This window comes from Niabella ginsenosidivorans (assembly GCF_001654455.1).
GTDB lineage: Bacteria > Bacteroidota > Bacteroidia > Chitinophagales > Chitinophagaceae > Niabella > Niabella ginsenosidivorans.
The window spans coordinates 72,701-87,648 of the sequence record NZ_CP015772.1 but is presented as its reverse complement, the minus strand read 5'-3'; the positions used below and the strand labels follow the sequence as shown (position 1 = coordinate 87,648).

14 protein-coding genes are annotated in these 14,948 nt (G+C 44.9%); 8 read left to right on the top strand and 6 right to left on the bottom strand.

Features of this window, described 5'->3' with window-relative positions; translation table 11 throughout:
* Positions 1-32 precede the first annotated feature (32 nt).
* Positions 33-1,691, bottom strand: coding sequence for a M28 family metallopeptidase (locus A8C56_RS00415; protein ID WP_067750635.1), 1,659 nt, complete (start codon positions 1,689-1,691; stop codon positions 33-35).
* Between the two features lie 99 nt (positions 1,692-1,790).
* Complete coding sequence (locus tag A8C56_RS00410; protein ID WP_245645697.1) at positions 1,791-3,041, bottom strand: PQQ-dependent sugar dehydrogenase; 1,251 nt, start codon at positions 3,039-3,041, stop codon at positions 1,791-1,793.
* A 175-nt stretch (positions 3,042-3,216) separates the two neighbouring features.
* Here A8C56_RS00410 and A8C56_RS00405 point away from each other — a divergent pair, with 175 nt between their 5' ends.
* Both A8C56_RS00405 and A8C56_RS00400 read left to right on the top strand, forming a co-directional pair.
* Positions 3,217-4,041 (top strand): SCO family protein, encoded by an 825-nt coding sequence (locus A8C56_RS00405; RefSeq protein WP_067750629.1) that lies wholly within the window; start codon positions 3,217-3,219, stop codon positions 4,039-4,041.
* Positions 4,013-4,552 (top strand): DUF420 domain-containing protein, encoded by a 540-nt coding sequence (locus A8C56_RS00400; protein ID WP_084489882.1) that lies wholly within the window; start codon positions 4,013-4,015, stop codon positions 4,550-4,552. Before A8C56_RS00405 ends, A8C56_RS00400 begins: the two co-directional genes overlap by 29 nt.
* Positions 4,553-4,666: 114 nt before the next feature.
* Here the strand turns inward: A8C56_RS00400 and A8C56_RS00395 are convergent, their stop codons facing one another.
* Genes A8C56_RS00395 through A8C56_RS00380 form a run of 4 tightly spaced genes read right to left on the bottom strand, consistent with a single transcriptional unit; the run spans position 4,667 to position 8,450 of the window.
* Positions 4,667-5,692, bottom strand: coding sequence for a hypothetical protein (locus tag A8C56_RS00395; RefSeq protein ID WP_067750626.1), 1,026 nt, complete (start codon positions 5,690-5,692; stop codon positions 4,667-4,669).
* A 40-nt stretch (positions 5,693-5,732) separates the two neighbouring features.
* Positions 5,733-6,860 carry a hypothetical protein gene (locus tag A8C56_RS00390; protein WP_067750623.1) on the bottom strand — a complete coding sequence of 376 codons (1,128 nt, stop codon included), beginning with the start codon at positions 6,858-6,860 and terminating at the stop codon, positions 5,733-5,735.
* A 37-nt stretch (positions 6,861-6,897) separates the two neighbouring features.
* Entirely contained in the window at positions 6,898-7,812 is a 915-nt protein-coding gene (locus A8C56_RS00385) for a hypothetical protein (RefSeq protein WP_067750620.1), read from the bottom strand.
* A 2-nt stretch (positions 7,813-7,814) separates the two neighbouring features.
* On the bottom strand, positions 7,815-8,450 hold the full coding sequence (locus A8C56_RS00380; RefSeq protein ID WP_067750617.1) for a hypothetical protein: 636 nt from the start codon (positions 8,448-8,450) through the stop codon (positions 7,815-7,817).
* A 116-nt stretch (positions 8,451-8,566) separates the two neighbouring features.
* Between A8C56_RS00380 and A8C56_RS00375 the strand changes: the two genes are divergently transcribed.
* From A8C56_RS00375 to A8C56_RS00345, 6 genes are all read left to right on the top strand, one after another.
* Entirely contained in the window at positions 8,567-9,787 is a 1,221-nt protein-coding gene (locus tag A8C56_RS00375; RefSeq protein ID WP_067750614.1) for a hypothetical protein, read from the top strand.
* 242 nt (positions 9,788-10,029) lie between these two features.
* Entirely contained in the window at positions 10,030-11,340 is a 1,311-nt protein-coding gene (murA, locus tag A8C56_RS00370; RefSeq protein WP_067750612.1) for a UDP-N-acetylglucosamine 1-carboxyvinyltransferase, read from the top strand.
* Positions 11,337-12,185 (top strand): glutamate racemase, encoded by an 849-nt coding sequence (murI, locus tag A8C56_RS00365; RefSeq protein WP_067750610.1) that lies wholly within the window; start codon positions 11,337-11,339, stop codon positions 12,183-12,185. The genes murA and murI overlap by 4 nt, the downstream gene beginning before the upstream one ends.
* Before the next feature lie 290 nt (positions 12,186-12,475).
* On the top strand, positions 12,476-13,339 hold the full coding sequence (locus A8C56_RS00360; RefSeq protein ID WP_067750607.1) for a sugar phosphate isomerase/epimerase family protein: 864 nt from the start codon (positions 12,476-12,478) through the stop codon (positions 13,337-13,339).
* A gap of 224 nt (positions 13,340-13,563) precedes the next feature.
* Positions 13,564-13,719, top strand: a complete 156-nt coding sequence (gene rpmH / locus A8C56_RS00350) for a 50S ribosomal protein L34 (protein WP_067750601.1) — start codon at positions 13,564-13,566, stop codon at positions 13,717-13,719.
* 148 nt (positions 13,720-13,867) lie between these two features.
* The gene (locus tag A8C56_RS00345; RefSeq protein WP_067761365.1) at positions 13,868-14,845 is read left to right on the top strand and encodes a hypothetical protein; all 978 of its coding nucleotides are present in this window, start codon (positions 13,868-13,870) and stop codon (positions 14,843-14,845) included.
* Positions 14,846-14,948 lie beyond the last annotated feature (103 nt).

Sequence of the window (14,948 nt, the reverse complement as noted above, 5' to 3'; positions counted from 1 at the left end):
CTTCAGCCGGAACAACGGTTATTATAAATGCACTATTTTGTCCGCTCACTGGCTGTCTTATCCCGTTCTGCCTTAAATTCAGAACCTGGCTTCCATCCCGGCCAGGTATGGTTATATGCCAGCTTTTTGCCGATAAGGAACAGGAGCTGCAGGTCTTCCACTGCGCCGCTTAAATCCCAGTCAGAATTATATTGATCCGACGGCGCATGATAATGTTGCGCATTGAACTCCTCCTGCCTCTTTCGCCCGTATTCCTTCCCTTTACCTACCACATCAATGCCAAAGCCCTGTGCCAGGGCGGGGATACCTGCTTTTGCAAAACTAAAGTGGTCAGAACGGAAATAATGCCCTGCTTCAGGTGTATCATCAAAAGAAATATACCGCCCCTGCTTTTTCGCAGCATCTGCTAAAAGATCTTCCATATCAGACTGTCCCTGCCCCACTACCATAATATCTTTTGTTCTGCCATAATTATTAACCTCATCCACGTTTAAGACCCCAACAGTTTTTGAAACGGGATAAACAGGATTTTTTGCATAGTAGGCAGAACCCAGCAGCCCCTGTTCCTCACCGGTTACTGCAAGGAAAACGATGGTGCGTTCGGGAGGCGTTTTTAAACTTTTCCAGGCGCGGGCAAATTCCAGCAAAGCAGCCGTACCACTGGCATTATCTACAGCACCATTGTAAATGGAATCGCCTGTTGCATCGGGTTTCCCGATACCCAGGTGATCCCAGTGAGCCGTGTAAAGAATGTATTCATCCGGATATTTTGTGCCGGTTATTTTACCGATCACATTATGCGATTGATTGCGCGTTACCTTTGTTTGAATACGGGTGGAAACGCTTATATTCAGCGGAACAGCTTTAAACCCGGGTACATCTGCCTTTGAAAGGATTGCGGTGTCCTGCCCGCCGGCTACGATTAATTTCTTTGCCGCTTCTGTTGTGATCCAGCCTTGCGCATCCAGCAATGGCTCATCCATATTATCCAGCCGTAACTCTGAAGTGTTCCAGCTGTTCTGTACAACGCTGAACGGATAGCTGGCCGCAGCAGTATTATGAATAACCAAACACCCTTTTGCACCCTGTCTTGCAGCCTCCTCAAACTTATAGGTCCACCGGCCATAATAGGTCATTGTTTTACCTTTGAATAAGGTGGTATCGCCGTTATTAAATCCCGGATCATTCACCAGCACCATCACTATTTTTCCTTTTACATCCAGCCCTGCATAATCGTTCCAGTTGTATTCGGGTGCTACCACTCCGTAACCGGCAAAGACTACTGGTGTATTCTTCAGGTTAACCACCGGGTCGGTTTTCGGGGTAGACAAAACATATTCATCCAGCCCTTTTAATTGAAAACCAGCTTTGGGGGATTGTATCTGCATGACCGGATCGGGCCGTGAAAAAATATCAATCATCGGCACATCCTGCAAATAGCTTTCCCCGTTACCAGGCTGCAGGCCAACAGCCCTGAACTGACCCTGCAGATAAGCAATGGTCTTTGTTTCCCCTTCTGTAAAAGGTTTGCGCCCCTGGAAGGAGTCAGATGAGAGCACTTTTATATGTTTTATGAGGCTGTCTGCATTGAATACCGATAAGCCTTCTTCATCATTACCTGCCTTTTCCGGATTATTACAGGATAAAAAAACAAGCGCCGCAGCCGCAACAGTAAACAGCTTGTAATACATTGAATAGTTGCTTTAATATGTGTTCTTTCAATTTTCAGGCTTCAGTTATCGGTGTTGAGCTCTCAGAACCAGATACTGATAACTGAAACCTTATAACTATCACTTCTTTCCGATACGGAATAACCGGCCTTTTTCGCCATCGCTTATGGCGTATAAAGCGCCGTCAGCACCCTGTACCACATCCCGGAAGCGTTGCTGCTGATCTGCCAGCAAGCGCTCTTCACCGGTCACTTTGTTGTTCTCAATCACCAGGCGCACAATATGCATTCCGCTCAGTGCTCCTATAAACAAATTATTTTTCCATTCAGGGATTGCATCACCTGTATAAAAAATACACCCGCTGGGAGATACTACCGGATCCCAGTAATAAACCGGTTGCTCCAGTCCTTCTTTTTGGGTAATACCATCCCCCACCTTTTTGCCGCTGTACTCCAGTCCGTATGTGATGGTAGCCCATCCGTAATTCTTGCCGGGCTCAATCCTGTTTACTTCATCCCCCCCCAATGGGCCAAATTCATCTTCCCAAAGATTACCGGTAACCGGGTTAATGGCCAGGCCCTGCACATTCCGGTGGCCCCAGGAGTAGATCTCCGGTCTTGCATCCGGCTGGCTGAGGAACGGATTCCCGGGTGCCGGCTTACCCTCTTTTGTAATGCGTAACACTTTGCCCAATGCAGAATTTAATTGCTGCGCCTGCGGACGGGACTTGATATCGGACCGCTCACCCGTGCTTACAAATAGATTCCCGTCCTTATCCCAAACCAGTCTTCCGCCGTAATGCAGCTTACTGTCAAAAGCCGGTGTAGCCTGGTAAATGACCGTTGCCCCTTCAACCGTTTTTTCATCCCGGGAAAGCATTCCTTTACCAACGGCCGTAAGGGTACCCGGTGGCACATCCTGGGAAAATGTAAAATAAATGACACGGTTGGTGGCAAAATCCGGATCAATAGCCACATCCAGCAGGCCTCCCTGTCCGGCTGCATCTACTTTTGGCAGACCAGTGATCGGCGCGCTTAGCTGGCCGGTTGTGGTTGCAATACGCATGGTTCCCTTCTTTTCCGTAATTAAAAAGCGCCCGTCGGGCAGCGTTACAATTCCCCAGGGATATTTAAGGCTATCTGTTATTATTTTTACGTCTAGCGGCGTTTTAGTATGCACTCCTTTTATTCTTGTTTGCCCTTCAAAAGCCGGTTTATAATCACTGTTGGGAGGTTTTGTTTCTACCGGCCTGGAAGAGGAATCACTGCCTGACCCTGGTTTTACCGCGTTGTGATTATTTGAATTACAGGCCCAGATGAGGGAAGAGCCCAGCGCTATGGCTAAGAAAGATTTTACATTCATAAAGCTCATGATTCTATTGTTTTAGAGATTTTAAAAGTAACACAAAATACTTTAAATGGCTGGCTTTTATTAACAAATGTGCCAATCTTCTGTTCTAGTTAAAGAAAATATATTCTTCTAAAATAAGGCCGCTTTAAAAGCTTTTTACGATTTTTGCGCCTTCAAAAAGAACAAACCTCTCAGTTTGAATAAAAAAGCGATATACGGGTTACTCATAGCGATAGTTTTACCGCTTACCTGTTACTTTGTTGTAAAACACTTCAGCGACAACGTAGTAACACTTCCGCCCCGTTTTTTTCCGGACTCTGTAAACACCCTTTTAAAGGATGGCAAAAAGGTTACAGATACCACCTGGCACCGGATCAGTGATTTTAAGCTGACCAACCAACTGGGAGAAACCGTTACACTGGACAAATACCGGGGAAAAACAATCATTGCAGATTTTTTCTTTACCCACTGCCCTACTATTTGTCCGGGGCTTACTATGAATATGAGGCGCCTGCAGCAATCTGTTACCAATTTAGAGCGGGTGGGCGATCGTACCAATAAGGATGTGCAATTTGTATCTTTCAGCATTGATCCTGAGCGGGATTCTGTGCACCAGCTAAAGGAATGGGCCGACCGTTTCCAGATCAACCCGGAACAATGGGACCTCTTAACAGGGGATAAAAAAACAATTTATGACCTGGCGCTGAACGATATGAAGATCGGCCTGGTAGATGGTAAGGGCGTTGATACCAGCTTTATTCATACCGATCATTTTGTGCTGATCGATAGCAGCCGGGTGATCCGGGGATTCTATCATGGTTTGGACAGTGCCTCACTGGCCAGGTTATCCAATGACCTGATCCTGCTGACACTGGAGAAAAAACCCAATGAAAAAGGGGCGCTTTCCGGACAAATAAATTTTCTTGCCTTCGTATTCCTGATAGCAGCAATAGCAGTGGGCTTATTCCTGATCGTTTTTAAAAAGAAAAAAAATGCTGAAGCCTTCGTGGACAAAAAATGATAAAAAGGCAAATATCTTAATATATACTTTTTCCATTATTGTATTTGCAGTGGTCGTAGCCTTAGGACGGGTACAGTTAAAAGTCAACCTTGGGTTTGATGTACACATCTTTGCATTGATCAATGCAGTGATCAATTCCGTAGTGGCGGTGCTGTTGGTAATCGCATTGTTTGCTGCCAAAAACGGGAAATATGAACGTCATAAAAAGCTGATGCTGGTGGCAATGGTCCTTTCCATCCTGTTCCTGGTAAGCTATATTGCCCATCACCTGCTGGCGGGTGATACCAAATATGGCGGGCAGGGCGCTATCCGTTATATCTATTATTTTATCCTGGCCACGCATATACCACTGGCAGGCATTATCCTTCCTTTTATTTTATTTACCGCCTACCGCGGGCTGATCGGGGAATACCCCCGTCATCGTAAAATAGCAAAGATCACCTGGCCCATCTGGTTTTATGTAGCGGTAACCGGGCCTATTATTTATATACTGATCAGCCCGTATTATTAGAAGGAAGCTTTCAGATGTGAGATATGGAGATATAAGACGTGAGGGGTGTAATCCGAAACACACCTTTATTCTTAGAAGCACATTGTTCCGGAAAGCTGCAATCATTAGCATGCCTTAATTCCCTGTCGTCAATATTCCTGCATTATACCCGTGGCCATCGGAATTCGGCGAAAGGTTCAGATAGCCCTTTTGCATTCCGTCTGATGTAACTTCGTTAAGGGTGACTGATCCGGATTTGCGGATATTGATTTCAATCTGATTTCTGTTTTCCGATTCCGCAAGACCGCCGGAGTTTAGATAGACGCCCATAAAATGCTTATTATTTGCTATAAGCGAGCTGGAAAATCGGTATGCAGGATAAGTACCTTCCGGCCTTAACCAGAAAAAGTTGCATTGAGTAACAATATTATTTTCAAATATAAAATCTGAAATATAGGGACCGAACCATACAGCAGCTTCATACGCGCCATAAATAATGCTGTGCGTAACTGAAAAATTACGGATCGCATTAAATAACAATAAGGCATTTTTGCAGCCATAAAATATACAATGCGTAATTGTTGTACCATGCCCGTGCGCCCATATGGCACCCTGTATGGGTGCCGAATTCCTTTCTCCAACAAAATAACATTGCGAAATATTCAGACCGGTATAAATAGTTGCTTCCCGGGTAACCGGATAATAATATTTTGTTGCCGGGTTGGCATTTCCAACAAATTTTAATCCCCGTATGGAAACGTTATTAGTTGCCACTAGAAAGCCTGCGGCATGCGGGAACTGAGTAGTGGAATTATTCCCGGACAGGGATTGAATGACCGGCATTTCCGATGGCGTCCAGCCAGTATCATCCGGCATTACAGCCGCTTCAATAATAAATGACGATGAAGCATTCTTTTGTTCTCTGGAAAGGACGATCTTATCATCCAGCACATAAAGACCTGGTAATAATTTAATAACAACAGTTGTATCACCCTGGTAACGAGTTACATTCTCAGCAGCCCTTTTGAGGCTGGCAAAAGGAGCTGAAGAACTGCCATCGGCCTGATCGCTTCCATTTACAGGATCAACATAAAAGGTTTGTGCATGCAATGCAGTCATTACGATTAATCCTGTAAGGAACATTCCGATACTTTTTTTCATAATCAATAACTTATTAAAAATGATCCTGATTATTTTACCTTCACTTTATTACAACCCCGTCCATCGATCCCAGCCGGGCAATAATGCCCCAGCCGTAAAAATTATTAGCAACACCAATCAGCAATTCATTGTCACCAGTTTTTAAAGGAAGCTCAAACTGCGCGTTCTCAACAGAGATCCGTCCATCTGGCACTTTCCGCATGGCCTCCGGGTACAGGTTTTTATCTGTATAAATGGTTTTGCCATTCAGGTATACCCACACCTCATCACTAAATCCAAAATCCATCTTTTTTGTTTGCTCCTTTTTCACCTGCAAAACCACCTTTAGCCAAACTGCCTGTCTTTTTAAATAATTGCCGCCGCCCAGCAACCGGGTCAGGTTTACCAGCCCCGCCCGCTCCGCGTGTATGGGCTGCCATTGCACAGTGCTGTCCGGTAATAATTTGGAATACAGTTCCTGCCCCACGGGAAATTCAAAAGGAGCACTTACCTTCCAGCTCCTCAGGTAACGGGGGTCATTGTTGGTGATGTCCATGCCTGCTTCCGGAGAAAGGCCTTCGGTTTCGTTTGGTTTTATTGTCAAATGACTAATGATCACCTTTCCATCAAAAGCAATGGCCCCTTTGATGGTATTTCCTTCCAGCAACGGGATCTGTAATGCCGGCCACTGGCTGCTATTCACATAAGCCAGCATTTTCTTACCGGAAATTACCAGTTTAATATGATTCGGCCGGTCCGGATATAACTCAGCCGCCGCCTGGTATTGCGGCAGCAGATCCCAAAGATTCACGCCTTTTAAAAACGGGGCATACTGGATAGCGTCCATCGCCACGGGATTGCCGGCCCGCCCGCCCCTTAAGTAAAAACATTCCGTTTCCAACATATCCTGCATCCGGAAATAGATGCTTGCAAAACCGGGTTCCTGCAATTGCACATCATATTCAATGATCCCATTGGCAAATTCAATATTCTTCAAACGGGCAACAGTACCGGCATTCGTTATTTTCATAACGGATTGATCACCACTGCCGGTAAATTCCACTTTTCCGGGTTCAACCTCCCATTGTTCCGGCCTTAAAAAATTTCCGGGAGAATTGCCTGTCTTTTTCTGTGCATACAAACAAGATTGTTGTAATAAAACAAGAGCAATAAAAAATAATTTTTTCATTTTAATTTTTTAAAATAAAGAATAGTAATTACGCCATTTACTGCAATTCGGCTTCAGCAGCAGCTTTCAGCCGTTTCAGCAACCCATCAAATCGCATCCAGTAAATATGACAATCCTTTTCGCTGGTACCCTGTGTATAAAACAGGTATTTGCCGTCCGGCGATACATACTGCCCGTAGCGGTGCGCCTTCCCTTCATTAATAGCAGCGCCAAGACTTACAGGTTTCGTCCATGTTTTATTTTTTTTCCGGAAGCTGATGTACAATTCGCTTTCATAAGCGGGCGTTTCATTGGTACTGATAATGATATAACTTTCATCGGGAGCAATATACAGGTCACCGTTAAAGCCGGGTTTGTTTAGTGGTGTTCCAAGACTTTTGATCACCGTATCTTTACCTGTAATTCGGAAGACCGAAAACTGATAGCTGTTGTAATCCCCCTTCTTTCCCCAGGTTCCGTTGCTGCCTGCGTAAACTGTACCGGATAGGGTGGGCATATAATTATATAAACCAAAAGGCAGATCCAGGTATTGAACCGGCCGGCTCCATCCATCTGCAGTTTTCTCCGATCGCCACAATACGCCTCCCTTCCCATCCAGATAGAGTGTTTGCCCGTCAGGGGATAATGTGGGTTTTGAATATTCCACAAAAAGCAGTTCCGGTTTTTCCCATTGCTTTCCATCAAAAACGATCCGGTTCACACCGCTTCCCTTATAATCCGTCCAGCTTTGGCCAAAGGTGTATAAAAACTCTTTCCCGGCATTGCTAAATGCCACCCGGCAAAATGCAAAACCGGAATCCACCAACAGGCCTTTTGCAAAAATTCGGGGAATTTCACCAGGTTGTTCCTGCCCTAAATAGGCCTCCTTTGTTTTCCAGAAACCGGCCTGGGCATATATCCTGCCGTTAAACAGTAAAACAATCAGCAGCAATACACAGATTTTCCTGTTCATTTTTATTTATTTTGAATTTTCAGGTTGGCAAAATCGCCATCGGAACCATTGCCCACCCAGTAACCGATTTTACCGGAATGATGATGTGCCAGCCGCTTTATGGTAAGACAGGGTTGTGCATCCTCATTTATAAAAACCCGGAAGGTATCCTTTGTTACCACGATCTTCAGGTGTACCCATGCATCCGGATCTGTAGCCGTTAACAAACCGCTTTCATACCGGCCCGGGAATTTTTCCCTTAAATACGCCCAGTCGAACCCCGGAAGTACGATGTACTGAACCGAATGTTGCTGCCGCTGTTTGTCTTTGGCTTTGAAATTGAACGGCCTTAAATAAACGGCCTCATAAATCGTATCATTCACCCCATGAAAAGCAATCCCCACAAAACTTTCCTGGAGTACATTCTTTCCTTTTATATCGGCTTCAATAATACCAGTGGCAAAGCGGGTGCCTTTTATCCAGGCAATGCCGGCACCGGGGCGTGCATCCAGGTGAACGATTGTTCTGCGGTTCTTGTCCTTTCCGCTCTGTACATTCCGGTTAACGGGTTGTAACTGGTCGGAAGTTTTAACCGGCTGTGCCTGGCTCTGAAAGAAGAAACTGCTCAACAAAGCAATCAACAAATATCTTTTTTTCATATCCTTTATTTAAGAAGCAATAAATTGCGAATCGAATGCACCAAAATTGCCATTGCTCCGATAAATTGTAAATTCATACCCTGTTCAAGATTGTTCAAGACGCATCACAAATAAAAATGGATGATAATCAGCTTCTTATAGAAAAGTGTAAATCATTGATTGAGCAACAGCTGGGTTGGGGCAGCAGTGCCAGTTGGCAACATCAGGATTTTGAAAACCTGGGCGACCAGGTGTTTGAAGCTACGGGTGTGGTGTTAAGCGCCAGTACCCTGAAGCGGATCTGGGGCAAAGTGCGGTACAACAGCAAACCCAACCTGGGCACGCTGGATGCTCTTTCCCGTTTTGCCGGTTTTTCCAACTGGCGGTCATTTGCCGCTGCTGTTACGGAGCAGGAGCAACCGCCAGCGCCTGTAAAAAAGCGGTCGTTTCCCAAAATGGCTTTCCTCCTTTTATTATTAGCCATTGCGTTCCTTCTTATCGGCTTTATGTTCCTGCATAAATCCTTCAAACAGTTGAATTATAACCAGGTGTACTTTTCGAGCCAGCCGGTAACCCTGGGGGTTCCCAATACCGTCGTTTTTGAGTATGATGCTGCTCATTCTAATGCGGATAGCGTTTTTATACAACAGAGCTGGGATCCCGGGAGAAGATTTAAAGTAGCCAAAGACCTGCATACCTATACCAGCACTTACTATTTGCCGGGCTACTACAGGGCCAAACTGATCCTGAACGATTCTATTGTGAAAGAACATGATCTGTACATTGAATCCAATGGGTGGATGGGATCGGTAGCGCATGACCCGGCGCCCATCTATTTAAAAGAAAAGATCTTTAAAAAACCGGGACTTATTGGTCTGGACCAGCAGGAACTGGACCAGTTGCACCTGGATCCTAAGGAAACGCCGGTGGTTACACTGGCCAATGTGAGCCGCAAATTTGATGTAAACAGCAATAATTTTCAGCTGGATCTTGAATTTCAGAATACCTATTCCGGTAATAACTCGCCCTGCCTGCACACGAATGTAGTGGTGCTGGGAACAGATGGGGTGCTTTTAATTCCTTTTGGGAAAACGGGCTGCTCCGGCGAGCTGAATATGATGCTGGGGTCAAAAGCCATCAATGGAAAAACAAATGACCTGTCTGCTTTTGGGGTCGATTTTACCCGTATGGTTCAACTGCGTTGCGCATCAAAGGATAACCGCATCAAAATAATGATCAATGATCATCCGGCCTTTGAAAACCGGTTTGATAAACCCATTGGTAAAATTGTGGGCATCCGGCTTAACTTTTTCGGAACGGGATTTATACGGTCGTTCCAGTTAACACCTGCGGCGTAATTAGGGTTGCACTATAGCTTGGGTGGATCTCTATTATCATAGAGATTATCTATAGTAAATAGTTCCGCGCGTTTTGCTTTTTGAGGCAAAACTCTGGCCGGGTCCGAACTATCGGATGACCGCTTATTGAATCCTCAGGATGCGATTTGTTTTATGCCCCCTCACTATATTTCATAAACAACAATCTGATTAAACTTTATCTTCGCAGGCGGAGGGCCGATCAATGTTTAAAAGGAGATTTTATGAATGTATTTGAAGTAACAGGGGGTAACCGTTTAAAGGGCGAAATTATTCCACAGGGAGCAAAGAACGAAGCATTGCAGGTCATCTGTGCCGTATTGCTTACCCCGGAAGAAGTAACCATAAAAAATATTCCGGACATTCTGGATGTGAATCTGCTGATTGAGTTACTGGCAGAAATGAATGTGGAAGTGAACCGGGTTGACCGGAGCACCTGCGTTTTTAAAGCAAAAGATGTGGATATTGACTACCTGCATAGTGAAGCTTTCCGGAAAAAAAGCGGGCGCCTGAGAGGTTCTGTCATGCTGGCCGGGGCCATGCTTGCCCGTTATAAAAAAGCCTTTATACCCAAACCAGGTGGTGACCAGATCGGGCGCCGCCGGCTGGATACGCATGTGATCGGTTTTGAAAAATTTGGGATTGACATTAACCATAACCAGGAAGACGGGTTCTTTCACTTATCGGCCAGGGAATTAAAGGGCTCTTATATGCTGCTGGACGAGCCTTCTGTTACAGGCACAGCAAACATTGTTATGGCCGCCACTATGGCAAAAGGCACTACTACCATTTATAATGCTGCCTGCGAGCCTTACCTGCAGCAGCTTTGTAAAATGCTCAACCGGATGGGCGCCAGGATCAGCGGCATCGGCAGCAACCTGCTGGTCATTGAAGGAGTTGAATACTTAAGCGGCACAGAACATACTATTTTGCCGGATATGATTGAAATAGGCTCATTCATTGGCCTTGCAGCCATGACGCAGAGCGATATCCTGATCAAAAATGTAAGCGTGCCGGATCTGGGCGTTATTCCCAACCGGTTTGAACAATTAGGCATTCAGTTGGAAATAACCGGAGACGACATTCATGTTCCTACGCAGGAAAGCTATACCATACAAAAATATTTCGATGGGGGGGTGTTAACAATCTATGATCACCCCTGGCCCGGGTTCACACCGGATCTGCTGAGCATTGTACTGGTAACAGCCATCCAGGCACATGGCAGTGTGCTGATTCACCAGAAAATGTTTGAAAGCCGCCTGTTCTTTGTAGACAAACTGATCGAGATGGGCGCCCAGATTATTCTTTGTGATCCGCATCGTGCTGTAGTTATTGGCCTGGGACGCGAACAGAACCTGCGCGGCATTACGATGAGCAGTCCCGACATCCGGGCGGGTGTGGCCTTATTAATTGCCGCGTTGAGCGCAGAAGGGAAGAGCACAATTCAGAATATTGAACAGATAGACAGAGGCTATCAGCATATTGATACAAGGTTGCAGGCGCTGGGAGCGGATATCAGAAGAAGTCAGAAATGAGAGATCAGAAATCAGAAATCAGAAACGGAGAAGCGCCTATAGGCGTTTTTGATTCCGGTTACGGCGGCTTAACCGTTTTAAAAGAACTGGTTAAGACCCTGCCGCAATACGATTTTATTTACCTGGGCGATAATGCCCGTGCGCCCTATGGCAACCGCTCCTTTGAAACCGTTTATGAATATACGCTTCAATGTGTGCAATGGTTTTTTCAGCAGGGCTGCCCCCTGGTCATCCTTGCCTGTAATACCGCATCCGCAAAGGCCCTGCGCACCATTCAGCAAAATGATCTTCCTAAAATTGCCCCGGATAAAAGGGTATTGGGGGTTATTCGCCCTACTACGGAAGTGATCGGCAATTATTCTGAGACCGGCGAAATCGGCATCCTGGCAACATTGGGCACGGTGCTTTCCGGATCTTACCCGATCGAAATCATTAAATTTTTTCCACATTCAAAAATATATCAGGAGGCCTGCCCTATGTGGGTACCCATTGTTGAAAACAATGAAATAGATACGCACGGGGCAGATTTTTTTATAAAAAAGAACCTGCATTCCCTGTTCCATAAAGGGCCGCATATAGATGTGGTGTTACTGGCCTGCACTCATTACCCGTTATTAAAACACAGGATACAGCAATACCTGCCGATTGATGTAAAGCTGATAGCACAGGGTGAACTGGTGGCAAAAAGCCTGAAAGATTACCTGCAAAGGCACCCTGAAACAGAACAAACCTGTAGTAAAAACGGCAGCCGGCTGTTTTTTACCACAGACGCTACTGAAGACTTTGATAATCATGGTTCCGTTTTTTTTGGAGCCCCGGTAAACAGCAGGCATATTGTGTTATAAAGCAGTTGCTGTACCTGTTCAGGCATTCAGCGTTTGTAACAAAACAGCGCTTTTATGGTCTATCCTGATAGCTTGCTATTTTTACCAGAATTTCGTCTTCACAAGCACAGCCCTCTATAGGGCAATATTTTGATAAAAGCGCCTCCCTAACAGCTTTAGCCCCATCGGCGATCTGTAAAAAATTGAAACAGCTGCGCTAAAAACGCCGGCATTTTCCTGTACCGATGATTGAAATCTGCTGAATATCAGCTAACTTCAGGAATCAATTTTATATTAAAAACGGATTTGCCATGAAAAGAAGTCTTTTCTTAAAAACGATTGCTGCGGGCGCCGCAGGATTGTATACCACTCATTTATTTGCAGAAAACATGAAAAAAAAGATGATGGCCATGCAGTTGTTCTCCGTGCGGGAAGCCGTTGCAAAAGACCTGGAGGGCACGTTGGAAAAGCTGGTAGCATTAGGCTATAATGAGCTGGAGATTTATGGTTATAATGGCAGCTTTTTCGGAAAATCCCCTGCCGAATTCAAATCCGTTTTAAACAATACCGGGATGAAAGTGATCAGCTCCCACCATACAACCGGGTTACAGGAAAAATCAAAAGGAACATTAACAGACGGATGGGATCAGGCAGTGGAAGATCTGCATTCCATCGGGGCCCGGTATATGGCCTGTGCCTATTTATTTCCCAATGAACGCACCAAAGAGGTGTACGCAAAACTGCCCGACCTGTTAAGCAAGTGTGGAGAAAAGGCTGCCGGCGCTGGTATTATATTTGCTTACCATAACCATGATTTTGAATTTGAAAAATATAACAACACGCTTGTTTACGACTATTTGATCACCAATACGGCTGCACAACATGTAAACATGGAAATGGATCTTTACTGGATCAGCAGGGCAGGCCATGACCCCGTAGCCTATTTTGATAAATATCCCGGACGATTTCCGCTATGGCATGTAAAAGATATGGAAGCCAACACTAAAGATATTACCGAAGTAGGGCATGGCACCATTGACTTTGACCGCATTTTTGCTGCACGAAAAAAAGCAGGATTAAAGAAATGGTTTGTGGAGCAGGATGTAAGTAAGGGCGATATGTTTGAAAGCCTGAAATTCAGCCACGACTACCTGGCAAAGCAAAAATATGTTTAACCGGAAACTTCGTTTTACTTTTATTCATGCCGTTCAGGCAGGTATCTGTGGCTAACATTATAACGTTCTTGCTAAATAGCATGGATTTTTATCTGCACAAATGGTATATTTTCCCTACCTTTGCCGTCCTTTCACAAGCCAACGGGAGTGGTGTCCTGTGGTTGAACTTGAAAATCAGCATGTTCTCCCATGCGCATTCAAAAAAAGTGAAAAATTAAGATATTATGAAACGTACATTTCAACCCCATCGTCGCCGCCGGAAAACGGTTCATGGTTTTCGTAAGCGTATGCAAACCGCTAATGGCCGTAAAGTGCTGGCTGCCCGCCGCAGAAAAGGGCGCAAAAAATTAACGGTTTCTGACGAAAGGAAATTGAAGTAAGCAAGTTTTGCTGCTCAAAAGAATCTGCCCCGGAATAACCGGGGCTTTTTAGTACTCGTTCTTTCTGTTATTTCCCAACACCCTGCCTTTGCCTGCCCAAAGAAATGCCGTACTTTCGCGGCCTTGCAAAAAGCATTTGATCATCAGGATGAGCACAGCAAACGAACGGGTTTACATAGAAAGTAACTGTATAGAAGTACAATATTATTTTAAAGAAGGAACGCATTTCATGGATGCGCTGATTCAGAATAAATGCGAATATGAATTATTGGCGCTGATGCGTGAAGTAGCACTCCGCTTGCGCCTCAGTATTTATATAGAAACCGTACCCCTGGCCGAAAAAGGATTTTGCCGCCGCTTTAAAGTAGCTTTAAAAAAGGAAAACAAAACCGCCCCCGTTGCCGTTACCATTGCAACCGCTACCCTGGTAGCGGCCATTAGCACTCCCCTTGCAGCGCCGGTAGCTACGGAAGTTCAGCATATTATTGAAGCGGTACAACAATCGCCCCGGATCTGCGATCCTGAAAATGAAAAACTGAAACCACAGATTGAAAAGCGCATCCGGCAAATGCAACAGAGCTGTAGCAACCTGGATGCCAGCAATATCATTAAAAAGCGCCGCTCCAATTTCTTTGAATTGCTATCCCGCTACCCCAAAATCACTGGCGTACAGTTTACGGCGGTGGATGAAGAACGGTTAAAAATAACCCGGGAAAACACCGTAACAAGAATGCAGTTTGAAAAGTATATTTTAACTACTGATGAACTGGAGCCTGAAGAAGTGAACGACGTGGAAATTGAAATTATTGCACCGGTATTGAAAAAAAGTAATTACAAATGGGTAGGCATGTATAACGGAAAACCGCGTTCCTTTATCATGGAATCAAAAGAATTTAAAAAGCTGGTACAATCCGGGAAAGTACAATTCAAAAACGGATCAGTGATCAATTGCCAGCTGACCATTCATAAAAAAATTAACAACGAAGGCGTTGAACGTATTACCGGAACCTCAATAACGCGCGTGAATCATTATTATGAAAACGATAAACCGGTAGAAACAACCGAAGGTAAAAAGCAAAAGAAACAACCGGAGCCTGAAATAACACAACTGGCATTGTTTGGATAGGAATTGTTTACACGTCATAATAATAAACATCATATCATTTGGCCCGGGCAGCCGCTACATGGCACCACCTGTTATTGCCCAATTCCGTTCTGAAAAGGGTTAC

What these genes read in the sequence shown, in the direction of transcription:
- A8C56_RS00395 (WP_067750626.1), bottom strand. Translation starts at nt 5,692, where the DNA reads ATGAAAAAAAGTATCGGAATGTTCCTTACAGGATTAATCGTAATGACT.
- murA (WP_067750612.1), top strand. Translation starts at nt 10,030, where the DNA reads ATGAATGTATTTGAAGTAACAGGGGGTAACCGTTTAAAGGGCGAAATT.
- A8C56_RS00400 (WP_084489882.1), top strand. Translation starts at nt 4,013, where the DNA reads ATGCTGAAGCCTTCGTGGACAAAAAATGATAAAAAGGCAAATATCTTA.
- murI (WP_067750610.1), top strand. Translation starts at nt 11,337, where the DNA reads ATGAGAGATCAGAAATCAGAAATCAGAAACGGAGAAGCGCCTATAGGC.
- A8C56_RS00415 (WP_067750635.1), bottom strand. Translation starts at nt 1,691, where the DNA reads ATGTATTACAAGCTGTTTACTGTTGCGGCTGCGGCGCTTGTTTTTTTA.
- A8C56_RS00345 (WP_067761365.1), top strand. Translation starts at nt 13,868, where the DNA reads ATGAGCACAGCAAACGAACGGGTTTACATAGAAAGTAACTGTATAGAA.
- A8C56_RS00380 (WP_067750617.1), bottom strand. Translation starts at nt 8,450, where the DNA reads ATGAAAAAAAGATATTTGTTGATTGCTTTGTTGAGCAGTTTCTTCTTT.
- A8C56_RS00410 (WP_245645697.1), bottom strand. Translation starts at nt 3,041, where the DNA reads ATGAGCTTTATGAATGTAAAATCTTTCTTAGCCATAGCGCTGGGCTCT.
- A8C56_RS00385 (WP_067750620.1), bottom strand. Translation starts at nt 7,812, where the DNA reads ATGAACAGGAAAATCTGTGTATTGCTGCTGATTGTTTTACTGTTTAAC.
- A8C56_RS00375 (WP_067750614.1), top strand. Translation starts at nt 8,567, where the DNA reads ATGGATGATAATCAGCTTCTTATAGAAAAGTGTAAATCATTGATTGAG.
- rpmH (WP_067750601.1), top strand. Translation starts at nt 13,564, where the DNA reads ATGAAACGTACATTTCAACCCCATCGTCGCCGCCGGAAAACGGTTCAT.
- A8C56_RS00390 (WP_067750623.1), bottom strand. Translation starts at nt 6,860, where the DNA reads ATGAAAAAATTATTTTTTATTGCTCTTGTTTTATTACAACAATCTTGT.
- A8C56_RS00360 (WP_067750607.1), top strand. Translation starts at nt 12,476, where the DNA reads ATGAAAAGAAGTCTTTTCTTAAAAACGATTGCTGCGGGCGCCGCAGGA.